This is a genomic window from Nocardia sp. NPDC004340, from assembly GCF_053602575.1.
Map to the genome: position 1 here is coordinate 562,545 of NZ_JBSGDW010000002.1, position 24,015 is coordinate 586,559.

Annotated in this window: 26 protein-coding genes; 12 read left to right on the forward strand and 14 right to left on the reverse strand. The window is 69.8% G+C overall.

Going from position 1 to position 24,015, the window contains the following annotated elements; all coding sequences use genetic code 11:
• Window positions 1-118: 118 nt before the first annotated feature.
• The 5 genes from ACWEOI_RS10185 to ACWEOI_RS10205 all read right to left on the reverse strand — a co-directional run bounded on the left by ACWEOI_RS10185 (window position 119) and on the right by ACWEOI_RS10205 (window position 5,216).
• Complete coding sequence (locus tag ACWEOI_RS10185) at window positions 119-337, reverse strand: hypothetical protein (RefSeq protein WP_379092717.1); 219 nt, start codon at window positions 335-337, stop codon at window positions 119-121.
• Window positions 334-828 carry a MogA/MoaB family molybdenum cofactor biosynthesis protein gene (locus ACWEOI_RS10190; RefSeq protein ID WP_357280873.1) on the reverse strand — a complete coding sequence of 165 codons (495 nt, stop codon included), beginning with the start codon at window positions 826-828 and terminating at the stop codon, window positions 334-336. Before ACWEOI_RS10190 ends, ACWEOI_RS10185 begins: the two co-directional genes overlap by 4 nt.
• 98 nt (window positions 829-926) lie before the next feature.
• Complete coding sequence (locus tag ACWEOI_RS10195; RefSeq protein ID WP_433673489.1) at window positions 927-2,333, reverse strand: trypsin-like peptidase domain-containing protein; 1,407 nt, start codon at window positions 2,331-2,333, stop codon at window positions 927-929.
• Window positions 2,334-3,051: 718 nt separating this feature from the next.
• Window positions 3,052-4,437, reverse strand: a complete 1,386-nt coding sequence (locus ACWEOI_RS10200; RefSeq protein WP_357280877.1) for a HAMP domain-containing sensor histidine kinase — start codon at window positions 4,435-4,437, stop codon at window positions 3,052-3,054.
• A gap of 89 nt (window positions 4,438-4,526) precedes the next feature.
• Entirely contained in the window at window positions 4,527-5,216 is a 690-nt protein-coding gene (locus ACWEOI_RS10205) for a response regulator transcription factor (RefSeq protein WP_357092281.1), read from the reverse strand.
• A 331-nt stretch (window positions 5,217-5,547) separates the two neighbouring features.
• On the opposite strand from ACWEOI_RS10205, the gene ACWEOI_RS10210 reads away from it, so the two are divergent.
• Genes ACWEOI_RS10210 through ACWEOI_RS10230 form a run of 5 tightly spaced genes read left to right on the forward strand, consistent with a single transcriptional unit; the run spans window position 5,548 to window position 11,165 of the window.
• Window positions 5,548-8,793 carry an ATP-binding protein gene (locus tag ACWEOI_RS10210; RefSeq protein ID WP_452359438.1) on the forward strand — a complete coding sequence of 1,082 codons (3,246 nt, stop codon included), beginning with the start codon at window positions 5,548-5,550 and terminating at the stop codon, window positions 8,791-8,793.
• Complete coding sequence (locus ACWEOI_RS10215) at window positions 8,790-9,197, forward strand: roadblock/LC7 domain-containing protein (protein WP_213559341.1); 408 nt, start codon at window positions 8,790-8,792, stop codon at window positions 9,195-9,197. Before ACWEOI_RS10210 ends, ACWEOI_RS10215 begins: the two co-directional genes overlap by 4 nt.
• Before the next feature lie 31 nt (window positions 9,198-9,228).
• Entirely contained in the window at window positions 9,229-9,606 is a 378-nt protein-coding gene (locus ACWEOI_RS10220; protein WP_357092287.1) for a DUF742 domain-containing protein, read from the forward strand.
• Window positions 9,587-10,282 (forward strand): ATP/GTP-binding protein, encoded by a 696-nt coding sequence (locus ACWEOI_RS10225; protein ID WP_433668500.1) that lies wholly within the window; start codon window positions 9,587-9,589, stop codon window positions 10,280-10,282. Before ACWEOI_RS10220 ends, ACWEOI_RS10225 begins: the two co-directional genes overlap by 20 nt.
• A gap of 46 nt (window positions 10,283-10,328) precedes the next feature.
• Window positions 10,329-11,165 carry an MHYT domain-containing protein gene (locus ACWEOI_RS10230; protein ID WP_433668502.1) on the forward strand — a complete coding sequence of 279 codons (837 nt, stop codon included), beginning with the start codon at window positions 10,329-10,331 and terminating at the stop codon, window positions 11,163-11,165.
• A 6-nt stretch (window positions 11,166-11,171) separates the two neighbouring features.
• Here ACWEOI_RS10230 and ACWEOI_RS10235 read toward each other — a convergent pair whose 3' ends face one another.
• A complete protein-coding gene (locus ACWEOI_RS10235) occupies window positions 11,172-11,957 on the reverse strand; it encodes a VOC family protein (RefSeq protein WP_452359439.1) in 786 nt (261 codons plus the stop codon).
• Between the two features lie 131 nt (window positions 11,958-12,088).
• On the opposite strand from ACWEOI_RS10235, the gene ACWEOI_RS10240 reads away from it, so the two are divergent.
• Together ACWEOI_RS10240 and ACWEOI_RS10245 are read left to right on the forward strand one after the other, a co-directional pair.
• On the forward strand, window positions 12,089-13,117 hold the full coding sequence (locus ACWEOI_RS10240) for a glycoside hydrolase domain-containing protein (protein WP_433668506.1): 1,029 nt from the start codon (window positions 12,089-12,091) through the stop codon (window positions 13,115-13,117).
• A 291-nt stretch (window positions 13,118-13,408) separates the two neighbouring features.
• The gene (locus ACWEOI_RS10245) at window positions 13,409-13,633 is read left to right on the forward strand and encodes a hypothetical protein (RefSeq protein ID WP_357092301.1); all 225 of its coding nucleotides are present in this window, start codon (window positions 13,409-13,411) and stop codon (window positions 13,631-13,633) included.
• A 112-nt stretch (window positions 13,634-13,745) separates the two neighbouring features.
• Here the strand turns inward: ACWEOI_RS10245 and rpmF are convergent, their stop codons facing one another.
• Together rpmF and mrf are read right to left on the reverse strand one after the other, a co-directional pair.
• Entirely contained in the window at window positions 13,746-13,919 is a 174-nt protein-coding gene (rpmF, locus tag ACWEOI_RS10250; RefSeq protein ID WP_357092303.1) for a 50S ribosomal protein L32, read from the reverse strand.
• Complete coding sequence (mrf, locus tag ACWEOI_RS10255) at window positions 13,919-15,214, reverse strand: ribosome hibernation factor-recruiting GTPase MRF (RefSeq protein ID WP_452359440.1); 1,296 nt, start codon at window positions 15,212-15,214, stop codon at window positions 13,919-13,921. Before mrf ends, rpmF begins: the two co-directional genes overlap by 1 nt.
• Window positions 15,215-15,325: 111 nt before the next feature.
• Between mrf and rpmB the strand changes: the two genes are divergently transcribed.
• From rpmB to rpsR, 4 genes are read left to right on the forward strand one after another with little or no spacing between them, the layout of a single operon-like run.
• Window positions 15,326-15,562: a 50S ribosomal protein L28 gene (gene rpmB / locus ACWEOI_RS10260; protein ID WP_357092309.1), complete on the forward strand. Its 237-nt coding sequence runs from the start codon at window positions 15,326-15,328 to the stop codon at window positions 15,560-15,562.
• Between the two features lie 10 nt (window positions 15,563-15,572).
• Window positions 15,573-15,743 carry a 50S ribosomal protein L33 gene (rpmG, locus tag ACWEOI_RS10265; protein WP_067710392.1) on the forward strand — a complete coding sequence of 57 codons (171 nt, stop codon included), beginning with the start codon at window positions 15,573-15,575 and terminating at the stop codon, window positions 15,741-15,743.
• 1 nt (window position 15,744) lies between these two features.
• Window positions 15,745-16,050 (forward strand): 30S ribosomal protein S14, encoded by a 306-nt coding sequence (rpsN, locus tag ACWEOI_RS10270; protein WP_433668510.1) that lies wholly within the window; start codon window positions 15,745-15,747, stop codon window positions 16,048-16,050.
• 33 nt (window positions 16,051-16,083) lie between these two features.
• Window positions 16,084-16,338, forward strand: coding sequence for a 30S ribosomal protein S18 (gene rpsR, locus ACWEOI_RS10275; RefSeq protein ID WP_357092315.1), 255 nt, complete (start codon window positions 16,084-16,086; stop codon window positions 16,336-16,338).
• Between the two features lie 152 nt (window positions 16,339-16,490).
• On the opposite strand, the gene ACWEOI_RS10280 is transcribed toward rpsR, so the two are convergent.
• The gene (locus ACWEOI_RS10280; protein WP_357092318.1) at window positions 16,491-17,051 is read right to left on the reverse strand and encodes a LysM peptidoglycan-binding domain-containing protein; all 561 of its coding nucleotides are present in this window, start codon (window positions 17,049-17,051) and stop codon (window positions 16,491-16,493) included.
• A gap of 217 nt (window positions 17,052-17,268) precedes the next feature.
• Here ACWEOI_RS10280 and ACWEOI_RS10285 point away from each other — a divergent pair, with 217 nt between their 5' ends.
• The gene (locus ACWEOI_RS10285; RefSeq protein ID WP_433668513.1) at window positions 17,269-17,730 is read left to right on the forward strand and encodes a hypothetical protein; all 462 of its coding nucleotides are present in this window, start codon (window positions 17,269-17,271) and stop codon (window positions 17,728-17,730) included.
• A 93-nt stretch (window positions 17,731-17,823) separates the two neighbouring features.
• On the opposite strand, the gene purH is transcribed toward ACWEOI_RS10285, so the two are convergent.
• From purH to sucD, 5 genes are all read right to left on the reverse strand, one after another.
• A complete protein-coding gene (purH, locus tag ACWEOI_RS10290) occupies window positions 17,824-19,398 on the reverse strand; it encodes a bifunctional phosphoribosylaminoimidazolecarboxamide formyltransferase/IMP cyclohydrolase (protein ID WP_433668515.1) in 1,575 nt (524 codons plus the stop codon).
• Window positions 19,395-20,030 (reverse strand): phosphoribosylglycinamide formyltransferase, encoded by a 636-nt coding sequence (gene purN / locus ACWEOI_RS10295; RefSeq protein WP_433668517.1) that lies wholly within the window; start codon window positions 20,028-20,030, stop codon window positions 19,395-19,397. Before purN ends, purH begins: the two co-directional genes overlap by 4 nt.
• A 103-nt stretch (window positions 20,031-20,133) precedes the next feature.
• Window positions 20,134-21,729, reverse strand: coding sequence for a cell division protein PerM (locus ACWEOI_RS10300; RefSeq protein WP_452359441.1), 1,596 nt, complete (start codon window positions 21,727-21,729; stop codon window positions 20,134-20,136).
• Between the two features lie 118 nt (window positions 21,730-21,847).
• Window positions 21,848-22,858, reverse strand: coding sequence for a DUF5336 domain-containing protein (locus ACWEOI_RS10305; protein ID WP_433668521.1), 1,011 nt, complete (start codon window positions 22,856-22,858; stop codon window positions 21,848-21,850).
• Window positions 22,859-23,099: 241 nt separating this feature from the next.
• Window positions 23,100-24,014 (reverse strand): succinate--CoA ligase subunit alpha, encoded by a 915-nt coding sequence (gene sucD, locus ACWEOI_RS10310; protein ID WP_357091330.1) that lies wholly within the window; start codon window positions 24,012-24,014, stop codon window positions 23,100-23,102.
• Window position 24,015 lies beyond the last annotated feature (1 nt).

Sequence of the window (24,015 nt, forward strand, 5' to 3'; positions counted from 1 at the left end):
GACCCGGAAGAGACTTTAGCCACAACAGCTACTGATTGGCAACAAAAAGATATAGGGCGCGTCAAATCACAGCCTCCGAGATAGGGCTAATTCTCGGCAGCCGTGATGTGAACGAGACTCAACCGTGATGGGGCGGCTTCTGCGCGCGCAGCCAATCATCGGAGGACTGAACGGAATCCGGCTCGGGAGTGCGCTCGTCCTTGGTCGTGGACGGCAGCTCGTCGCCGAAGACGCGCGCGAGCCGGGCGCGTTCGGCGGGTGTCAAACGACGAGACCCCGCCCGGCGCTCGGCCGGACGGGGCGACTCGGGTGAATCAGGTGTGTCGGCGTCGGTCATTCCGACAGACCGGACAGTTCATCGATGACCTTGCTCGCCAGCGGGCCCAGGGTGGCCATGCCATCCCGGACCGCGGCGCGCGAACCCGGCAGGTTCACCACCAGCGTGCTGCCCGACACCCCGGCCAGTCCGCGCGACAGGCCCGCGTCCAGCGAACCCGAGGCCAGGCCCGACGCCCGCAGCGCCTCGCTGATCCCGGGCAGCACCCGGTCCAGCACCTCCTCGGTGGCCTCCGGCGTCACGTCACGCGGGGACATGCCGGTGCCGCCGACCGAGATGACCAGGTCGACACCACCGATCACCGCGGTATTGAGGGCATTGCGGATCTCCACCTCATCGGCCGACACCGACACCGAGGCGTCCACCAGGAACCCGGCCTCGGTGAGTAGCTCGGTGACCAGTGGACCCAGCGAGTCCACTCCGCCATGGGCGGTTCGATCGTCGACGACCACGACAAGAGCACGGCCCGCCACAGCGGCATCGATTTCCATGGTGCTCACCGTAGCGCCCTTGTCCGACAACAGCTCCCATCCCCCGTCGGAGGTGACACGGATCGCCGGTACCGGTTCCCTGCCATTGACACGGTTGCTCATCGTCCGCCCTCCGCGGCTGCTTCGCCGAGGGTGACCTCGACGGTCTTGGGGTTCTTGCCCTGGTCGTCGGTGTAGGTCACCTTGACCTTGTCGCCGGGCCGGTGCGAGCGCACCCCGGCGATCAGTGAATTGCCCGAGTCCACGATCTGGTCGTCGATCTTGGTGATGATCGCGTTCTTCGGGATGCCCGACTTGGCGGCCGGGCCGTCGGGCGACACGTCCATCACGCGCGCGCCGTTCACATCGTCCTGCGCCCGCACGGTCACACCGATCTGGGCGTAGGTGGCCTTGCCGTTCTTGATCAGCTCGTCGGCGACGCGGCGCGCGGTGTCCACCGGGATCGCGAAGCCCAGGCCGATCGAGCCGCTCTGCGCGCCCGCCGACTCGGCGGTGCCCATGGTGGCGATGGCGGTGTTGATCCCGACCAGCTTGCCGTTCATATCGACCAGCGCGCCGCCGGAATTGCCCGGGTTGATGGCCGCGTCGGTCTGGATGGCGTCGATGACCGTGCCCTGCGAACCCGGCTCGCCACTGGTGGAGACCGGGCGGTTCAGCGAGGAGACGATACCGCTGGTCACCGTGCCCGCCAGGCCCAGCGGCGAACCGATCGCCACCACGCCCTGACCCACCTGCAGATTGCCGGACTGACCCAGCTCGATCGGCTTCAGATCCGACTTGCCGGTCACCCGGATGACCGCGATGTCGGACACCGGGTCCGCGCCCACCACGGTGGCCGGGGCGGTCGAGCCGTCATTGAACGCCACATCCATCTTGGCGTTCTGGCCCGCGCCGCTGACCACGTGATTGTTGGTGAGGATCAGCCCGTCCGAGGACAGCACCACCCCGGAGCCCTCGCCCTCGGCCCGCGCGCCCGCGACCCGGATCATGACCACGCTGGCGAGCACCTTCTGCGCCACCGCCTGCACCGAACCCTCCGGCGCGGGCGCGGCCTTGCCATTGCCCGCGGGCTGATCGAGCGCATTGCTGACCGTGCCGTGATCGCTGCCGTGCGTGGCCAGCGCGCCCACCGCGCCACCGATACCGCCGCTGAGCAGCGCCAGCACGACCGCGCCCGCGACCAGACCGGTGCGGCCGGACCGCTTCGGCCCCGGCGCCCCGCCGTACGCGAAACCCGGCGCACCCGGCACCCCGGGCCCACCCGGACCACCGGGCACGGCCGGAATCACCTGCGTCGGATGCGGACCCGCCGCGTACGCCGGAAGCTGCCCCGTCGAATACGCCGACTGCTGCCCCGTCACGTACGCGGGCTGCTGGCCCGTGGCGTAGGGCGACTGCCCCGCCCCGGCGGCGGGCTGCTGTCCCGTGGCGGGCGCGGGCTGCTGCCCGGCCGCGTACCCGGCCCCCGACGCCGCGTACGCCTGCCCGTAACCCCCGCCCGGAATCTCCCCGGCCGGCGGATTCCCACCGCCGTACTGCTGCGAATAAGGCTGTGCGCCACCGAAAGCCGCCCCATAGGCGGGGCCGGCGTGCGGCGCGCCGAAACCCGCCTGCGCCGCACCGGGCAGCACCTGGGTGGCCGGATCGACCGCACCCGAACCCGGTTGCCCCGCAACGCCGTACGCCGTTCCGGCCGGACCATCGAAGGCCGGTGCACCGGCGGGCGGCTGCGCGCCCGCGACGGGCTGATCGACCCGGGGATCGCCGCCCTGAGCCTGAGGCGCTCCGCCGGAGAACGATTGCGCCGCACCGAAACCGGGCGCGCCGGGCGTACCGGGAGCGCTCGACGCGGGACCCGCCGCGGGCGCTCCGGGATGACCGGGCTGCGCCGGGGGCGGGAAGGCGCCGGGAGCCGGAGTCGAGCCCGGGCCGGCGGGCGCGAAGCCGTTGAAGGAGTCGGCGGCGGGAGCGCCCGCGCCCGCGGGATCGCGCTTCGGCAGGCCCGACGCGGTGGTGTCGGACCCGGCGGGCTGCCCGCCGGCGGGCCCGGAGGGTGCGCCGGCCGCCGCGGCGTTGTCGGCGGCCTGGCCTTCGGGCTCGGTGCCCCGCTGGTTCGAATCCTCGGTCATTTCTCGTTTTCTCCTCGAGTCTCGTCGCCAAGCCTGGCGGGAACGACTGAGAGTGGACTGAGACCGTGCTTGCTTTTCGCCGAGCTTTCCGGGTTCAGTTGTCCGCCTCGGCGGGCAGGGGCGGTGCGCTTTCTCCAGGCAGAACGATACGGATCAACGCGCCCCCTCGGTCGGAAGTGTCGATGTTGATGGTGCCACCGTGTTTGGTCACCACCTGCTTGACGATGGCCAGGCCGAGCCCGGAGCCGGGCATGGAGCGCGAGGCCGTGGTGCGGTAGAAGCGCTCGAACACCAGCTCGCGTTCGGCGGGCGGGATGCCGGGCCCGGCGTCGTCGACGGCGAACTCGAGCAGTCCGCGCCCGTTCTCGCGCATGGTGACGAACACCTGCGCGCCCTCCGGACTCCACTTGGCGGCATTGTCGAGGACATTGAGCAGGGCGCGTTCCAGGCCGGGTTCGTCGCCGTAGACGAACCAGGGCCGCAGCTGGGCCTCGAAGTCGATTCCGGTGCGCCGCCGCCGGACTCGCTCCAGCGCGCGCTCGGCGATCTCGCCGAGGTCGATGCGCTCGTACACGGTTTCCGGGGCGTCCTCGCGGGCCAGGTCGACCAGATCGCCGACCAGCGTGGACAACTCCTCGATCTGGGCCATCACGTCCGAGCGCAGTTCGGCCATGTCCTCGTCGGGGATGCGGGGCGCGCCCGGCCGCGAGGAGGCGATGAGCAGTTCCATATTGGTGCGCAAAGAGGTCAGTGGCGTCTTCAGCTCATGGCCGGCGTCGGCCACCAGGCGGCGCTGCCGTTCCCGGGATTCGCCGAGGGCGCGCAGCATGGTGTTGAAACTCTCGGTGAGCCGGGCCAGTTCGTCGTCGCCGGTGACCGGGATGGGGGTCAGGTCGTCGGTGCGGGCGATGCGTTCGGTGGCGGCGGTGAGCCGGGCGATGGGCCGCAACCCGGTGCGGCCCACGGTGGTTCCGGCCGCCGCGGCCACGATGACCCCGCAGCCGCCGACCACGAACAACAGCCAGGCCAGCCGGTCCAGGACTTCCTTGGTGGGTTGCAGCCGCTGCGACACCACCAGCGTGGACCCGGAGTGGGTGCGGCGGGCCAGCACCCGCTGATCGTCGACGGTGCGCAGCGAGAACCCGATCTCGCCGCGGGCCACCTGCCGTTCCTGATTGCCGATCGGCGGAATCGTGGTCTGCGGCGGCACGTACTGCGACTGGTCCGCGAACACCAGCGCCACCCCGACATCGCTGGAGTACAGCCCCGCGAACACCAGCGACTGGAAGCCGAGGCTGTCGAGGTTGTTGTCGATCATCACCGAGGCGCGGGCCCGCAGCTGCGAGTCCACGTCGGCGTACAGCGACCGGGCCACCATGGCGTAGGCGGCGATGGAGGTGAAGGCGACGGCGACGGCGACCACCGAGGCGGCCAGCAGCGTCACCCGCCAGCGCAGCGACACCGAACGGGTCAGCGGCATCGGCGGCCGAAGTCCGTCGTTCTCCGTCCGCGATCCGAGTCCGGCGACCGCCGTCCGCCGGGGAACCGTTCTACCCACGAGCGCCCTGCCTACGGAGGAGTCTCGCGCAGCACGTAGCCGACGCCGCGCACGGTGTGGATGAGCCGCGGCTCACCGTCGGCCTCGGTCTTGCGGCGCAGGTAGCCGATGTACACCTCGAGCGCGTTGCCGGAGGTGGGGAAGTCGTAGCCCCACACCTCCTCCAGGATGCGGCTGCGGGTGAGCACCCGGCGCGGGTTGGCCATCAGCATTTCCAGCAGCGAGAACTCGGTGCGGGTGAGGCTGATCGGGCGTTCGCCGCGGGTGACCTCGCGGGTGACGGGGTCGAGCGAGAGGTCGGCGAAGGACATGGCCTCGGAGGAGGCGTCGACCGGGTCGCCGGCGGTGCGGCGCAGCAGGGCGCGCAGCCGGGCCAGCAGTTCCTCCAGCGCGAAGGGCTTGGGTAGGTAGTCGTCGGCGCCGGCGTCCAGCCCGGCGACCCGCTCGGACACCGAATCCCGTGCGGTGAGTACCAGAATCGGCAGATCGTCGCCGGTGCTGCGCAGTCGGCGGCACACCTCGAGCCCGTCCAGCCGGGGCATCATGACGTCCAGGACCAGGGCGTCGGGTCGCTGACTGGCGGTCTTCTCCAGGGCGTCCAGACCGTCGACGGCGAGGTCGACGGTGTACCCGTTGAAGGTCAGCGAGCGACGCAGCGATTCACGAACCGCGCGGTCGTCGTCGACTACCAGAATGCGCATGGCCACCAGTCTGCCCACAACGACTGAGAGTCCACTGAGAAGGGCCCCTCCGACACGCCGGGGGGGTGAGGCAGATGACCTGCGTGTTTTACGAACGGCCGATGCTGAGTGGTTGCAGTGTCACCTAATTCGACGCGAAAGCCGTTGTGGCAAGCCCGCATTCGGAGGCTTATACACTACGTCCTCCGAATTGCCGTTACTCAGCTCACGCGGTATGTTGCAGGCCGGAAAAGAAGACCCTTAGTTGGTTCTGCGCGGGCTCGACCCCAAAGCCGTACAACCGCATACGTACCCGGGGGTCAATCGTGAAAGCGGAGGCGACGGAAGCGGGATGGAAGCAGCACCCCGGTCGTGGCAATTCAGCCTGTCCAACTGGCCCGTTACCCGCAAGGTCGGCATCGTGCTGGTGCTCCCGGTGCTTCTCGCCGCGACCTTCGCGGTACTGCGCATCAACAGCGAATTGCAGACCATCTCCAAACTGAGCGCGGCCTCGGAGCAGATGGACGTGCTCCGCCCCACGGTCAAATTCCTCACCAGCACCAATGAACTCGCGGTCGCCGCCATCGTCGGCGGCAACCAGGACGTGGACGCCGACCTCGACGCCGCCACCGCCAAGTTCGACCAGGCCCAGGCCGAACTGGAGACCGCGCTCAAGTCCTCCAACGCCGACCCCGGCGTCGTGAAGGAACTGAGCACCGCCATGGCGGTCGCGAAGACCATGCGCAACAGCCTGCGCACCAGCTCCCCCCAGACCATCGGCGATCAGGCCGACGAGGTGCAGACCCGGGCGCAGAACTCGCTCGCGGGCGCGCCCACCGTCGGCGACCTCCGGGTGCAGCAGTCCTTCCTGCAGTTCGGCGCCGCCCTGACCGCCTCGCGCCTGCTCACCCAGGAGCGCGTCATGCTCGCGGTGCCGGGCGCCGGCGCCAACCCCGCGCTGCGGACCAAGCTGCTCACCGCCATCGGCGCCGAGATCACCATGATCGAGGTGTACCGCGGCATGGCGCCGGAATCGGCGCAGAACGCGAACACGCTGAAGGACAATGCCGGCGCCCGCGTCGGCATCCTGATGCAGAACGTGCCCGATCCGGGCACCCTGCCCGCCATGCAGGACTCGCTGCGCGGCAGCGCGGACGCCTACGCCTCCGAGGTCGCGACCGTCGCGGGCACCATGGGCGCCAAGCTGTCCGAGCTCACCACCGAGGCGCGCAACAACGTGCTGCGTGACACCTCCATCGTGATCGGCATGCTGCTGGCCGGTCTCGCGCTGGCGCTGGTGGTGGCCCGCTCGCTGGTCGTGCCGGTCCGCCGCCTGCGGCGAGACGCCTTGCAGGTGGCCCACATCGACCTGCCGCAGGAACTCGAGGTGGTGCGCGCCGGCGGCGCGACCCCGGAGATCTCGCCGGTCGACGTGCACACCACCGAGGAGATCGGGCAGCTGGCCCGAGCCGTCGACGACATCCACTCCCAGGCCCTCCACCTGGCCGCCGAACAGGCGCGACTGCGCCTGCAGATCGGCAACATGTTCGAAACCCTCTCGCGCCGCAGCCAATCCCTCGTGGAGCAGCAGCTGTCGCTGATCGAGGAACTCGAGCGCGACGAGGACGACTCCGAGCGCCTGCAGTCGCTGTTCCGCCTCGACCACCTCGCCACCCGCATGCGCCGCAACGGCGACAACCTGCTGGTGCTGGCCGGAACCGCGCTGCGCCGTGGCCATCTCGCGCCGGTGCCGCTGTCGGACATGCTGTGGTCCTCGGTCTCCCAGGTGGAGGACTACCAGCGCGTCGAGATCGGCACCGTGCCCGACGGCATCGTGGCCGGTGAGCCCGCCGTCGACATCGAGCACCTGCTGGCCGAGCTGATCGACAACGCGCTGCGCTACTCCCCGCCCACCACGCCGGTCGCGGTGTCGGTGGCGCGCGCGGTGGACGGCGGCTACCTGATCGAGATCACCGACCGCGGCCTCGGCATGAACGCCGACGACCTGCAGGGCATCAACGACCGTCTGGCCTCCGGTGGCGAGGTCAATGTCGAGACCGCGCGCCGGATGGGTCTTTTCGTCGTCGGCCGCCTGGCCAAGCGGCACCACATCACGGTCAGCCTGCGCCGCACCTCCGCCATGGTGCAGCAGCCGGGCATCACCGCCAGCGTGCACCTGCCGGGCAGCCTGGTCTCGCCCGCGCCGGAACGCCTCGGCGACCCGACCGGTCAGTACCCGGTGGCCACGGCCCTGCCCATGCCGCCGTCGGCCCTGGCCTCCGGGCCGATCCCGGCCGCGGCCCTCGCCTCGGGCCCGATTCCAGCCGCCTCGGGGCCGATTCCGCCGGCGCCGGGACAGATTCCGCCGCCCGTCGGACCGATCACCGGACCGAACCCGGTGGTCAACCCGCCGCGGCTGACGCCGGTCCCGAACCTGCCCGAACCCCCGACCGGCCGCTTCCCGACCACCAGTTCCGGCCTGCCGCAGCGCAAGCCCGGCACCGATACCGGTGAGCACCCGATCGTCCCCGCGTTCCCGGAACCGCCGCAGCCGCAGGCCGATCGCTTCTCCGACGGATTCACCGACGCCTTCTCCCCCGACGACGCCCGGGCCTACGGCGCGAGCGCCGTCCGGCCCGAACCCGCGGCGTCGCAGGGGCCCGCCCCCATGAGCTTCTGGGGCGAGGCCGCCGAGTCCACGGAATCGGCCGAGCACAGCACGGTTTCCGAGCAGGCCACCGGGTCCGAGCCGGACACCGACGAATCGGCCGGTTACGCGCCGGAGCCGATCGCCCCGGCCGCGGAAACGGTCGCCCCGCTCCCCCAGCGGGTCGCGCCCCAGCAGGTCACGCCGATGCCGCAGCGGGTCGCCCAGGTGCCCGAGCGCCTCGATCCGGCGCCCGAGCCCGTCGCGCAGGCGCCCGAGCCCTTCACCCCGGCGCCCGAGCCCTTCACGCCGCCGGCACGGGAGACCTTCACTCCGACCGCGCCGATCACCAACACCCGCAACGGCGGCTACGTCGAGAACCCCAACGGCCCGGACACCGGCAGCTACTTCGGCAACGGTTTCAGCGCCTTCGGCGACAACGACCGCCCCACGCTCCCGCCCACCGCCGGCCCCGGCAGCGTGAGCGTCGGCGACATCGGCGAAGCCGCTGTTCGAGGCGGCGACAACGCTATTCGCGGCAATGACGCCGCGCGCGGCAACGAGGCCGCACCCGCCGGATCGCGTCCGGCCGCGCCGCAGACCGGCCTGCGTCCGGTCGAGGGTGCTCCGACCCCGATCTACCAGCGCATGGTCTCCGAGTGGCTGGTGGAACCGGCCGACGGGCAGCAGACCGGCGCCGCCTGGTCGTCGACTTCGGACGTCGGCTGGGCCGCGGCCGAGGACGCGGCCAACCCGACCACAAACAGTCGTACCGAAGGCGGCCTGCCGATTCGGCGGCCCGGCGCCCAGCTGGTGCCGGGCGCGGTGGCCCAGGAGGACGACGGTACCGGCCGTGACCCGGAAGAGATCCGCAACAGCCTCAGCAGGCATCTCAGCGGCGTCCACTCCGGGCGGGTCGACTCCCAGTACAACGACGGAGGGCATGCATGACCGACACCCAGAGCACCACAACGGATGAGAATCTGAACTGGCTGGTCACCCGCTTCACCAAGGAGGTGCCCGGGGTCTCGCACGCCGTGCTGGTCTCCGCGGACGGTCTGCTGCAGGCCACCAGCCCGCACCTGCCGTCCGACCGCGGTGAGCAGCTGGCCGCGGTGACGGCCGGTCTGGCCAGCCTGTCCGCCGGCGCCGCACAGCTTTTCGAGGGCGGCAAGGTGATGCAGTCCATCGTGGAGATGCAGCGCGGCTACCTGCTGGTCATGAGTGTCGGCAATGGCTCGCACCTGGCGGTGCTGGCCAACAAGCAGCACGACATCGGCCGCATCGGCTACGAGATGGCCCTCCTGGTCGACCGGGTCGGCTCCGTCGTCTCGGCCACCGCCCGCACTGCCTAGATGAGTCGAACACTGCCTAGATGAGCCGCAAATGACCAATCCTCATGGCGGTGGCGGTAACCGGCCACCGACCACCCGAGTTCGCCCCTACGCCTTGACCTCCGGCCGTACCGAGCCGGCGGTCGAGCTACCGCTGGAAGCGGTCGTCGAAACCCTGTCCTACACCGCCCACTTCGACTGGCCCGCCGGCGACGTGCGCACCGAGATCCTGCGGCTGGGCACGGCCCGGCTCTCGGTCGCCGAGATCGCGGCGCACCTGGGCCGTCCGCTGGGCATGGTCCGGGTCGTCATCGGCGATCTGGTGGTCGCCGGAACCCTGCGTGTGCATTCGACTTTGAGCGATCAGGCGACCTTCGACGAGCGCCGCTCCCTGATGGAGAGGACCCTGCATGGACTCCGCGCCCTATAACGGCGGAGGCTACCCCGCCGGCCCGCACGGGGGGCCGGCGTACACGACCGGGCAGTTCCCGAACCCGGGGCTGCAGTACCCGCCGCGGCCGGGCGAGGAGTCGCGCACCGCGTCGACCAAGATCGTCGTGGCGGGCGGATTCGGCGCGGGCAAGACCACCTTCGTCGGCGCGGTCTCCGAGATCGTGCCGCTGCGCACCGAGGCCATGGTGACCGGCTACTCGGACGGGGTCGACGACCTCGCCGCCACGCCCGGCAAGGAAACCACCACCGTGGCCATGGATTTCGGGCGCATCATCCTGCCCGGCAACCTGGTGCTGTACCTGTTCGGCACGCCCGGGCAGCGGCGGTTCTGGTTCATGTGGGACGACCTGATCAAGGGCGCCATCGGCGCGGTCGTGCTGGTCGACACCCGCCGCATCGAGGACAGCTTCGCGGCCGTGGACTTCTTCGAGGCCAAGTCGCTGCCGTTCCTGATCGCGGTCAACCGCTTCCCGGACGCGCCACGCTTCCCGGTCGCCGAACTGCGCGAGGCGCTCAGCGTCCGCGAGGGCGTGCCGATCGTGGACATCGACGCGCGTGACCCGGTCGAGGTGCGGCGGTCGCTGGCCGCGGTCACCGAATACGCGATCGAACGGCTGACGGTGGCGCAGCGCGAAACCGCGCAGCGCGGCTGACGTTCGCCCATCCGGGTTCGGGCTTACGAAGGACAGAGGTGTCTGGATGATCTACTTCTCGATGGGCTACTGGGTGCTCGCGCTGGCGGTGATCGTGTCGTTCGCGGGTGCGGCCTGCGGGCTGGCGTGCATTCGGCAGTCCACCAAGTCGGTGACCCAGAAGTTCCGGATCGTATGGCTTTTCGTGGCGGCGGTGTCGATCGGCGGCGTCGGGGTCGCGATGCCGGTGTTCGTCTCCATGCTCGGTTTCGACGTGCGCGGCACCCAGCTGCGCTACGACAACCTGTCGATCACGCTGTTCTCGGTGCTGTCGGCGATCACCGTGTTCCTGGCGCTGCTGATCACCGGCAAGACGCTGGTGTGGTGGCGGCTGCTGGTCGCGGCGGCCGTGATGGCCTTCGGGATCGGCGACGTGCACCAGCTGCTGCTGGGCGCCATCCGGATCCAGGGCACCGCGGACCGCGGCCTGGTGTCCACCGTCGCGGTGTACGCGATCGCGTTCGTGCTCTCCGCGCTGACCCTATGGTTCAGCCTGTGGGTCGGTTCGGTGCCGATGGTGCTGGCCGGCGCGGTGGTGTACGCGGTCCTGGTGACCAGCATGCATTACGCCGGACTGACCGGCCTGCAGGTGCACGTGGACCCGAACGCGCCCGCGCCGCAGGGGAACGTGCTGTTCACCTTCTTCGTGCCGTTCTTCATCATCGGCACGCTGTCGCTGGCGATTCCGATCACCGCCATCCTGGTCGCCCCGGATCGGCGCGAAGCCCGCGCCCCCATGGCGACCCCCGATCCGGCGGTCGCGCACAGCACGTCGCTGCAGGCGGCCTCGCAGCACGCCGCGTCGCAGCAGCAGGGTGCGCGCCGGCCGGAATCGGCGCTCTGACCCGCACTAGCGCGGCACGTCCCGGGGATCCAGCAGACCGAACAGCTCGCCCTGGGGCGCGGCCATGATGGCCATCCGGCCGAATGGTCCGTCGGTGGCGGACATGAGGACGGTCGCGCCCAGTTCCACGGCGCGGGTGAGGCCGGAATCGATGTCCTCGGACTGGAACCAGGTCAGCCAGTAGGGCTGGGCGGGGGCGACGCCGTTCACGCTGTCGTCGTTGATGCCGCCGACCGAGCCGGTCCCGCCGGGCGGGGTGAAGGTGGCGTATCGCGTTGTCTCGTCGTCGAATTCGGCGAAGGCGAAGCCGAAGACCGCCGCGTAGAAGGACTTCGCGGCCTCGAAATCGCCGGTGTGCAAGTCGTTCCAGACGTAGGCGCCGTGCTCGTTGTACACCGCCGCGCCGTCGTGGGCGCGGGCCTCCCACACCGCGAAAGGCGCGCCGGCGGCGTCGGCGGCCACGAACATGCGGCCGAACTCCATCACGTCGAAAGCGGGCACCAGCAGGCGGCCGCCCGCCGCGGCCACCTGCCGCGCGCAGGCGTCGGCGTCGGGCACGGCGAAGTACGTGGTCCACACCGAGGGCACCCCGGCCTCGGGTTTGGGCCCGATGCCAGCCACCGCGCGGCCGTCCCGCAGCGCCATCAGGTAGCCGCCCGACTCCTCCCCGCCGCCTTGCATGTCCCAGCCGAACAGTCCGGCGTAGAACTCGCCGGCCTTTTCCGGATCGTCGACCTGACAGTCGACCCAACACGGTGTTCCGGGCGGCCACGCCTCGTCGCGTACAGGCATTTACGAATCTCCGTTCTCGCTCATCAGTGACGCACCTCACAAAGCGCCCCCAGTCAACCACTCTCGATCGATCGCCGCGATGGTTCGGATTCGGCTCCCGGCGGCGCCGCCGTCGAATTACAGTGGGAGTCATGCGTTTCGGGCTGGACTACGCCGCAGGTCGGCCCGCACCGAGTGCCATCACGGCCAACGGCTACGACTTCGTGGTTCGCTACCTGTCCGAGGGCGGCCCCTCGCTGCCGGGCAAGCTGCTCACCCCCGCCGAAGCGGATGACCTGCGCGCACACGGGATTTCCATCGTCGCCAACTGGGAGACCACCGCCGCCCGCATGCTGGACGGCTACGGCGCGGGCGTCACCGACGCGCGCGCCGCGCTGGCGCAGATGCTGCGCTGCGGCGGGCGGGCGGATCGGCCGATCTACTTCTCCGCGGATTTCGACGCCACCCCGCAGCAGCAGGTGCCGATCGACGCCTATCTGGACGGCGCGGCGAGTGTCCTCGGACGCTCGAATGTCGGTATCTACGGCGGGTATTGGCCGGTGAGCCGAGCGCTGGACGCCGGGACGGCGACCTGGGCGTGGCAGACGGTGGCCTGGTCGGGCGGGCGGGTGGATCCGCGGATCGCGATCTACCAGAACGGCGAGCAGGTGATCGTCGACGGCGTGGAATGCGATGTGAACCAAACCGACCGAATCGATTTCGGCCAGTGGGATGTGGAAACGGAGGAACCCGACTTGACACCCGAACAGGACGCGGCATTGCACGACATCCAGATCCAGCTGCGCGGACCCGGCCTCAACGGCTGGCCGCAGCTGGGCACCGATGCCCAGGGTCGCAACCGGACGGTGGTGGACGGGCTGGCGGCCGCGCTCACGCGGATCGACGAACTGCGCACCGAGATCAGCGAACTCGAAGCCACCACCGCCGAGTTGAAGGAGGAACTGGCGCGGGTGGCGGGCAAGGGACACTGGCCCTTCCCGTTCTCGCTCGTCGAGGGTCCCGCCACCGCGTTCGCCGATCAGCTGGCAAAGCTCGAGCAGTTGCTGCCGGATGTGCCGTTGCCGGGCTGGGGAACCGGACCGAACGGACATTCCGGCGATAAGGCCGCGAATGGACCAGCCTCGGCGAGTCCGGCACCGAAAGCCGTATCCGACAGTTAGATTGGGTGAATTGTCGGATTCTCTCCGTCGGGGAAGAACCCGAAACGGCCTCTGAAGTGGCGATGAGCGGGTTCTCCTGTAATCAGAAGAACCCGCCCTCAAGGCACGAGAATACCGTCACCAGGCCACGACTTCACAACTTTAGGAAGACTTTTTCGCACCCTCGCGAAAAGTCCACCCGTGACCGGGGCCTCCGCAACACCCGAGCAGATCACTGGTGGGACAGCAACTTCAAGGCTATTGTCGGGCTCGTCCGTTCTCTTGTTCCAGTTCCAGACGAAGGAGGCTCTCGTGGCCGTCAACGTGGTACTCGACAAAGCTCTCGACAAGGCCTACGAATCCAAGTCTCTCGACGACATCCTGGCCGCGCCGCCGTCGGCACTCGCCGGACTCACCGAGAAGCACGACGCCCAGCTGCTCGAGGCGCTCGGTGTGAAGACCATCGCCGAACTCGGCAAGAACAAGTACTTCCGTCTCGCCGCCACCCTGGTGGACCTGGCCGCGAAGGAGGGCTGACGGACCCCGGGGAAACCCGGACCCGCAGCAGTGGAGAGGTTCGGGGGGCCAAGCCCCCGAACCCCCACGACCCGCAGTTTCCCTGAGACTCAGCGTTTCCCGGGACCGATGGTCAGAGTTTCCCGGGATCGATCAGTCCGCGTTCGACGGCTCGCAGCAGCCTCCGCGGCACCATACGCACCACTCCCCCTACCGTGACCGGCACCAGATCCGGCGGGCTCGCCTTCCATTGCGAGCGGCGGCTGTGGGTGTTCGCGCGCGACATCCTGCGCTTCGGAACGGCCATTATCGGTTCTCCTCACCTGTTGTCGAAGTCTGATTGCGCACGCGCGCATCGTCGGGCCGGGTGTCGCACGGCTCCTCGTGCTGGTCGCCGAACGGGTCGGCCCACAGCGCGACCCGCTCCGGGGCGAATCGCACCTGACGCAGTTCGTCCTCGTCCACCAGCGCCCAGTGCAGCGCGTGCCGGATCTCCTCGGGATCGGCGTCGGCGACCAGGATCACCAGGGAGGTGTGGCGGTCGCCGAAGCGCTCGTGCCAGCGCAGCGACGCCAACGCGCGGCGCTCCGGATCCACCTCGTCCAGTTCGCGGGACGTCATGGCCGCCAGCCACTTTCCCGCGCCGCCGACTCGCAGCCCACCGCCCGCCGATTCCAGCCACACCACCTCGTCGGGCTGCGTCGCCAGCCACGCCCGGCCGCGCGCGCTCACCACACCGTCCAGTAGCACGTCGATGGCCGTATGCAGTCGATCGGGATGAAAGGGTCGGTCGGTGGCGAATTCGACCAGTGCCACACCGCAATCCGGCTCCAGCGGAGGCGCACCGGCGAGCAGCGAGGCGTGCGGATCGAAGGGCGCGCCGCGGCGCGCGTCGACCGGTACCCGGCGCAGCAGCCAGTTCAGATCGTCGACATCCAGCGCGGCGGGCTCGGCCACCCACCCGATCGGCGCGCGCGGGGCCAGCCTGGCCAGCACCGCGCTCGTGCGCTCGCGGTCCACGAGATCGGCTCCGGAATCGAAAACCAGGAGGGCATCGGCGAATTCGGCCTGGCCGACGGCCAGCTGGGCCACAGTGCGCTCGTCCTCGACGGTGGCGTGGCCGCGCTCGTACAGCGTCTCGTCGCCGGTCGCGTCGGCCAGCCAGTCACGCGCGTCGATGCAGGTCAGCACGGAATCGATCCGCACGGAGCCGCCGGCCGGTCCGTCGACGCGACCGACCACGCCGGTGACCACCACGTCATCGATGGCCTGGCACACCGCTTCCGCCTCGAAGGCCGGGTCCAGCGCGAGCACGATGCGCCGCACCGAATCCCGTTCGGCCAGCAGGCACAGGTAGGGCAGCAGATCGGCGCGCAGTGTGCAGGAGACGCAGCCGTGCGCGAGTTCCAGCACAGTGACGGTCTCGCGGCCGTCGATCCGGACGGTCCGGCGCACCACACCCTGGCGCAGCTCGCTCAGATCGTGCCGCACCACGACGGTGCCCGGCTTCTCGCCCAGCAGGCGGGCCGCCCGTTCGACGCCGTCGGCCGCGCGTCCGGGGAGTCCCGCGAGGACGAGCACAGGCTTGCGTTGGGACGCCACCGGTCCCCCTTTCGACAATGATTTTCAATTACCGAGGAGTGACGGTACCGTGGAATACGTTCTTTGTCGAAAACGGTTGTCATAACCATTGAACTCCGGAAGGGAGTGCTCATGTCGGCCATCTGCCAGGTCACCGGTCGCAAGCCGGGCTTCGGCAAGTCCGTATCGCACTCGCACAAGCGGACGAACCGGCGCTGGGACCCCAATATCCAGCGCAAGACCTACTACCTGCCCAGCGAGGACCGGCGCATCACGCTGACCGTCTCCGCCAAGGGCATCAAGACCATCGACCGCGACGGCATCGAGGCGGTCGTCGCCCGGCTGCGCGCGAGCGGCCAGAAGATCTGAGAGGGAGAAGATGGCATCGAAGTCGACCGATATCCGGCCCGTCATCAAACTGAAGTCCACGGCCGGGACCGGCTACACCTACGTCACCCGCAAGAACCGGCGCAACGACCCCGACCGCATGGTCCTGAAGAAGTACGACCCGGTCGTCCGCAAGCACGTCGACTTCCGCGAGGACCGGTGACATGGCGAAGAAGTCCAAGATCGCCAAGAACGAGCAGCGCAAACTGATCGTGGAACGCTGGGCCGAGCGTCGCGCGGAACTGAAGGAGATCATCCGCAAACCGACCACCGACCACGCCGAACGGGTGGCCGCGCAGACCGCCTTACAGAAACTGCCGCGCGATGCCAGTCCGGTACGATTGCGCAATCGGGACGCCGCGGACGGACGCCCGCGTGGCCATCTCCGCAAGTTCGGTCTCTCGCGTGTGCGCGTTCGCGCGATGGCCCATCGAGGAGAGCTGCCCGGTGTGCACAAATCGAGCTGGTAAGCATCCACGATTCGTGAGTGAGGAACCGCTGACATGGCAGTGAAGCGAGCACCGTCGAAGAAGATGCGGGCCGAGCAAGCCCGCCGTCCGAAGAAGAACCCCCTCATCGCGGCCGGCGTCGAGACCGTCGACTACAAGGACGTGAATCTGCTCCGCACGTTCATCTCCGACCGCGGCAAGATCCGCAGCCGCCGCGTCACGGGACTGACCCCGCAGCAGCAGCGCCAGGTGGCGGTGGCCGTGAAGAACGCGCGCGAAATGGCTTTGCTGCCTTTCACGAGCCGGTAGCGCGCGACCTCCGCGGGGCGAAAGCCCAAGAGTTGAAACAACTCTCGGAACTCTCAGGGGCATTCGCCCCTGAAACCCCAACAGCGCGAACAAGGCCCCCGAGTGCATCCGCACTCGGGGGCCTCTTCACGTATGTCGTGGCGGCGCCGCGATTACGGGATGGTCAGCACCTGGCCGGGCTGAATCAGGTCCGGGTTGTCGACACCGGAGGCGTTGGCGATCTCCTGGTAGCGGTTGCCGTCGCCGTAGAAGCGCTCGGCGATGGCCCACAGGGTGTCACCCGGCTCGACGGTGTAGGTCTGGGCGGCGGGCGGCGGCGGGGGAACTTCCTCGACCGCGGCGGCCTGGGTCTGGACCGGCTCCGGAGCGGGGAGCGGGTTGTCGGTGTTGGTGCCCGACGACCACAGCGAGCCGCCGTCGGAGCCGTACAGCACGACATTGCGGTCGGCCTGCACGACCAGGCGGTCCGCGCTCTTGCCATTGGTCTCGGTGGACCAGGCGGCGCCGTCCTCCTTGTAGAGGACGAAGTTGCCGTCATCCTGCAGGGTCGCCTTCACGACGCCCTGACCGTTGGTGCCGGAAGCCCATTCGACCTTGCCGCTCGGGTCGGACAGCACCAGGTTGCCATCATCTTGCAGAGTCAGGGTGTACGCGCCGCCTTGCAGCGACTGACCACGACCGAGTTCTTCGCCAACCTTCAACGAGTCGCCCACGGTGCGTCCTTTCGGGAGGGGGGAACATGAGATAAGACGATGTCGCGGAACTGCATTCGCACATCTGGGGACGACAGTACCGACTCCGCCCCCGTCACCGCATCGTTACGCGCCGGTTCTGCGAAGATTTCGGCGTGTCTTCGCCAGAAATTCGCCGGCTGGGCTTACACGGCGCTCCGGACCGGTCGTGCGGTCGCGGGACATTAGGGTGTCAGCCATGTACGGGACACGGGCACGCCGCCTGATCGCTGCCGCCGCAGCCACTCTCATCGGGATCGGCCTCACCGCCTGCGGGAGCTCCGGCGACAGCGGCGGCACCTCCTCCAGCAGCACCGGCGCGACCACCACCGCCGCCACGCCCACCGAAGCCACGAACGGACAAATCGGACGCGAGTTCACCGCCGACCCGACCATCGTGAGCCCGCACGGCATTTCGTTCGACAGCTGGACCCGCGTCGCCCCCGACAAGATCGCGGTCAACTTCCAGACCGGCTCCCCCGAGTGCTACGGCGTGGACGCGAGCGTGAAGGAGACCTCGTCCACCGTCACCGTGGACCTGCGCTCGGGCACCCGGGCCGACGCCGTCGGCCGGATGTGCACCATGATCGCGGTCTTCGGCACCCTCGAGGTGCAGCTGAAATCGCCGCTCGGCGACCGGAAAGTATTGAGCGCCACGTAGATCCCGCGGACGCGACAGGGCCCGGACCGCGTATGCGATCCGGGCCCTGTCCCGATCTCGTGGTACCGCTACCGCGTCACCGCCGACTCGCGCTCAGTGCGCGAAGTGGCGAGATCCGGTGAGGTACAAGGTGACTCCGGCCTCACGGCACAGGTCGATGGTGTCCTTGTCGCGGATGGAACCGCCCGGGTGCACGATGGCGCGCACGCCCGCCGCCACCAGGATCTGCGGGCCGTCCGAGAACGGGAAGAACGCGTCGGACGCGGCCACCGAACCCTTGGCCCGCTCGCCGGCCCGCTCCACCGCCAGCTTGCAGGAGTCGACCCGGTTGACCTGACCCATGCCGACGCCCACGGCCGCGCCGTCATCGGCCAGCAGGATGGCGTTGGACTTCACGGCACGGCAAGCGCGCCAAGCGAATTCGAGGTCACGCAGGGTGGCCTCGTCGGCCGCCTCGCCCGCCGCGAGGGTCCAGTTGGCGGCGCTGTCACCCTCGGCGTCGAGGATGTCGCGGTCCTGCAGCAGCGCACCGCCGCTGACCGGACGCAGCTCCGCGCCCTTGCGCTGGGCCGGATCGGCCACCAGCACGCGCACGTTCTTCTTGCGCGCCAGCACCTCTACCGCGCCGTCGGCGTAGGACGGGGCCACCACGACCTCGGTGAAGATCTCGGCGACCTGCTCGGCCATCTCGACCGAGACCTCACGGTTGGCCGCGATCACGCCGCCGTACGCGGAGACCGGGTCGGTGGCGTGCGCCTTGCGGTGCGCCTCGGCGATATCCGCGCCGACCGCGATGCCGCACGGGTTGGCGTGCTTGATGACCGCCACGGCCGGGGCGTCGAAGTCGTAGGCGGCGCGCCAGGCGGCGTCCGCGTCGGTGTAGTTGTTGTACGACATCTCCTTGCCGTGCAACTGCCGCGCCTGCGCCAGCCCGCGCGGGCCGCCCTGGCTGGTGTACAGCGCGGCCGCCTGATGCGGGTTCTCGCCGTAGCGCAGCACGTCCTCGCGCTGCCAGGTGCCGCCGATCCACTCCGGGAACTGCTGCGCGGCAGCGGATTCCGGCGCTACGGCCGGAACCGCCACACCGGTCATCCAGCTCGCGACGGCCACGTCGTAGGTGGCGGTGTGCTGGAAAGCCTTGGCGGCCAGGGCGGTCCGCTCGGCGAGGGTGAAACCACCCTGCGCCACGGCGGCGATCACCTCGGCGTAGTCACCGGTGTTGACGACCACCGCGACCGACGGGTGGTTCTTCGCGGCGGCGCGCACCATGGACGGACCGCCGATGTCGATCTGCTCCACGCACTCGTCGACGCTCGCGCCCGAGGCCACGGTCTGGGTGAACGGGTACAGGTTCACCACGACGAGCTGGAAGGCCTCGACACCGAGCTCGACCAGCTGGTCGACGTGCTCTTCCTTGCGGGTGTCGGCCAGGATGCCGGCGTGCACGCGGGGGTGCAGCGTCTTGACCCGGCCATCCAGGGTCTCCGGGAAACCGGTCAGGTCTTCGACTTTGGTGACCGGAATGCCGGCGTCGGCGATCTTGCCGGCGGTCGAACCGGTGGAGACCAGCTCCACGCCCGCCTGGTGAAGACCCGTGGCCAGTTCGATCAGCCCAGTCTTGTCGTAGACGCTTACGAGGGCCCGCTTGATCGGCTTGCGTTCACTCACCGGAGAACTCGCTCATCTGGGATAACTGCCTTTCGTCCATCGGAGACAATGCCTCGGGTAGCGACGGCGGCGACGGTCTCCGCCAGCAGCCGGCGCTCCACGACCTTGATGCGCTCGTGCAGGGTCGCCTCGTCGTCATCGGGCAGCACGGTGACCGCCTCCTGCGCCAGGATCGGCCCGGTGTCGATGCCCGAATCGACCAGGTGCACGGTCGAACCGGTCACCCGCACGCCGTAGGCGAGCGCGTCCCGCACCCCGTGCGCACCCGGGAACGCGGGCAGCAGCGCGGGATGGGTATTGATGATGCGACCGCCGAAACGGTCCATGAAAGCCGGGCCCAGGATCTTCATGAAGCCCGCCGACACCACCAGATCGGGCGCGAAGGCCGCCACGATCTCGGTCAGCGCCCGGTCCCATTCGGCGCGATCGGCGAACTCGCCCAGCGCGACCTTGAACGAGGAGACGTCGAACGCCTCGGCGTGCTCCAGGGCGGCACAGTCGCGATCCACGCCCACGGCGACCACCTGCGCCGGGTAGCCCGGCTGCCGGGTCGCTTCCAGCAGGGAACGCAGCAGGGATCCGGTGCCGGAGGCGAGCACCACGACGGACGCGGGTGCGGTCGGCGGCAACATCGGGGCGGGCGTGGACGTCAGCGCACTACTCCCTGTCGATCGGGGCGGGGAAGGGACAGCGGGAAGCTATCCGCCGACCAACAGCCTAACGACCGTGCACGGGCTACTTGTCCGGCAGGTCTCCCTCTACCACTTCCGCGTCGACGATGTCGGGGTTGTCGGCGGATTTCACACCGCCGCCGGGCCCGTCGTCGTCCTGGTCGTCGACCAGTTCGCCGTCCAGGGCGCCGTCGAGATCCTCGTCGTCGTACCAGCCGCTCTCGGTGTGGCGGCCGGCGGCGGACGCGGCGGCGGGGGCGTCCTCGCCGAGCTCGTCGTCGTAGTCGTCGTAGTCGTCGTCGTAGTCGTCGTCGGCATACTCGCCTTCGGCGTAGTCGTCCTCGTACTCGTCGTCCGCGTACTCGTAGCCGTCGTCCGCGTAGTCGTCGTACTCGCCGTCCGCGTACTCGTCGTTCGCGACAGCGGGCGCCGCGGCCGGGCCGCCGAACCAGCGCGCGCCGAGCAGGCCCACGTATCCCGCGACCGCGAACCACACGAACACCAGCACCGCGCTCAGCGCGGTCGGGCCGATCCGGCCGAAGGTCCCGAGCTCGCCACCGGCCAGCGCGCCCAGCAGCGCCATGGCCACGGCCGCGACCCCGGCGGCGGTCAATGTCGCCCAGGGCGCGCTCGCCCGATCCCGGGAGGTGCGCCCGCATTCCAGCCCCGACAGCACGCCGATCGCCGCGGGCGCCAGCAACAGCACCAGCCACCACAGCGCCACCGGACCCGACGGCACCGCGGCCGCCACCGGCACCGCGGGCACCGGCGCGCCGTCGATCGCGAACAGGCTCAACGATCCCGGGCCGATCCGGACCTGCCCGCCGACCAACAGGCTCACCCCGTCGACCGCGAAATTCGGCAGGTAGGCCAGCGACAGCAGCGTCAAACCCACTGCGCCGGAGACGGTTCCGGCGGCCGCGTGATAGGTGTCGCCGATCCGGGACCAGTGCGCCAGGAACGACACCACGGTCAGTACCGCTGCGGCGGCCAGCAGCCGGCCCGCGGCCAGCGCACCCGCCCGGGCGCCGGGAACCACCCAGTCCGGCAGCGGAATCGGCAGCAGCTCCGCGAACTCGCGCCAGCGGCGCGACCCGATACCGGCCATGGCGGCCAGCAGGTTCAGCCAGGCCACCCAGGCGAACGCGGCCAGGGTGTCCGGCGGCTGCAGCGGCACCAGGGCCGCCGCGTCCTCGGCCACCGCCAGGCAGACCGCGGTGATCAGCAGCGGACCGCCCACGGCCGCGCCCAGCACCCAGCCCAGATCACGGATCTCACAGTCGGAGTCGGCGGCCTGGGCGCTGTCGCGGGCCACCAGCCACAGCATCAAGAGGGTCGGCAGCAGCGGCCACAGGCCGATCCCGGTCTTGCCGATGACCAGCGGAACCTGATGCACCGCAAGCCAGCTCGCGGCGATCGCCCCGGACGAGCCGCCCATGCCGCCGCCCGCCGCGAACAGCGCCGCGTACACCAGGATGAAGATGATCAGCAGCGTGATGGCCGACGCCCGCGCCGCCACCAGCATCAGGACCCGCGCGAATTCCGGGGTGAGCGAACCGAATCCCCCGCCGTCGCCCCCGCCCCGCTGCGCCGGCGGCCGCCGCGGCGCCCGCAGATCGGGGTCGCTCAGGCGAGCCAGGGCAGTTCTCGGGGCACTCATGGACAACCAGCGTGGCAGCATCTCGGAAACCGTAGGGTCAGGCGCGCCGGGAAGCGGCGCGCGGGCAAAGAGAACGGCCCCCGGTCGGATACCGGAGGCCGCACCTTTGACGCGGAAACTACTTGTCGTCCTGGCCCGGACGGAAGGCGCGGGTGGCGTCCGCGGCCGGATCCGCCGCCTGCTCGCCACCGAACGGCTGCGCCGGGCGCTGCTGCTGCTGACCGCCGAAGTGCTGGGTCGCGTCCGCGCTGCCCGCGGGCTGCTGCGGCGCGCCGTAGGACGGCTGCTGGCCGAAGGACTGCTGCGGCTGCTGACCGTACCCGGGCTGCTGCTGACCGTAGGTCGGCTGCGAACCGGTGCCGTACCCCGCGGGCTGCTGACCGTACCCGGCCTGCTGGCCGTACGACGGCTGCTGACCGTAGGCGGGCTGGGCGGGCTGACCGAACGACTGCTGCGGCTGCTGGCCGTAGCCACCCTGCTGGCCGAACGACGGCTGCTGGTAGGACTGCGGACCGGTCTGGCTGAACGGCTGCTGCGGCTGCTGACCGAAACCACCCTGCGGCGCGGCCGGTTTCGGCTCCGGCGCCTTCACGATGCCGGCCTCGAACAGCAGCGCCAGCACCGCCACCACGGCCTGCACGAACGACAGGAACAGGATCACCCAGCCGCCCCACTTCAGCGTCATGCTGTCGCCGAGGTTGAAGGAGCCGAACAGGATTCCCAGGAACGCGCCCAGCGAGGCCGCGGCCACCACGCCGGTGTTGCCGGTCTGCTTGGGCAGCAGGGACAGCCCGGCCACCAGGCCCGCGATCAGCAGGATCGTCACCAGCGCCGCGGAGCCCGCGCTCTCGAACAGGCTGAACGTGGTGTCACCGCCGACGCGGGTGTTGCCGATCTCGACGGCCTTGGTGCCGACGTAGGGCGCGAAGCCCAGCAGGAAGTTGAGGACGCCGAGCGCGGCGACGCCGACGGTCAGGAAGAAGGGCAGGCCCTTGCCCGCGCCGGGCGTGCCGCCCGCGACAGGCGCTGCACCCGAACCGGCCGCGGGAGCGCCCGCGCCGAATCCGGATCCGGAGGAAGGCGTCGGCTGGGGCGCGTTGTATCCCGAGCCCCCGGTCGGGTAAGCCATGTCGTCGTCTCCTATCGAGTCGTTCACGAACCTCCACCGACGCTACTGCACGCAGCGGCCGGTGGCAGCATCTACCACCACCCGTGCCTCTACCGCAATAGCCGATTCAGCGGGGTACCCGACCGCTGTACCCGCCCCCGCCCGCGCCCAAACGCCCGGCGGACGGGGCATTGCTCACACCCCGTGAATCACGAAGGCCGCCTGTCGAATTCGACAGGCGGCCTTCGTCGGAAGCGAACCATCAGGCGCTGATGGAAGCCTTCTCCAGGATCTCGCGCGCGAGGGCGGCGGTCTCGGACGGGGTCTTGCCGACCTTCACGCCCGCGGCCTCGAGGGCGTCCTTCTTGGCCTGGGCGGTACCGGCGGAGCCGGAGACGATGGCGCCGGCGTGGCCCATGGTCTTGCCCTCGGGGGCGGTGAAGCCCGCGACGTAGCCGACGACCGGCTTGGTGACGTTGGCCTGGATGTAGGCCGCGGCCCGCTCCTCGGCGTCGCCGCCGATCTCGCCGATCATGACGATGAGCTTGGTCTCCGGGTCCTTCTCGAACGCCTCGATGGCGTCGATGTGGGTGGTGCCGATGACCGGGTCGCCGCCGATGCCGATGGCGGTGGAGAAACCGAAGTCCCGCAGCTCGTACATCATCTGGTAGGTCAGCGTGCCCGACTTGGAGACCAGGCCGATCGGGCCCTTGCCCGCGATGTTGGCCGGGGTGATGCCGACCAGCGACTCACCCGGGGTGATGATGCCGGGGCAGTTCGGGCCGATGATGCGGGTCTTCTCACCCTTCTCCACGTTGTAGGCCCACGCGTACGCGGTGTCCTGCACCGGGATGCCCTCGGTGATGACCACGAGCAGCGGGATCTCCGCGTCGATGGCCTCGATGATGGCGTCCTTCGAGAAGGCCGGGGGAACGAACGCGATGGAGGTGTCGGCGCCGGTCTTCTCCATGGCCTCGGCCACGGAAGCGAACACGGGGAGCTCGACGGTGTTGCCGTCCTTGTCCACGTGCGACACGGTGGTGCCGGCCTTGCGGGCGTTGACACCGCCGACCACGTTGGTGCCCGCCTTCAGCATCAGAGCGGTGTGCTTGGTGCCCTCACCGCCGGTGATGCCCTGGACGATGACCTTGTTGTCCTTGTTCAGGAAGATAGACATG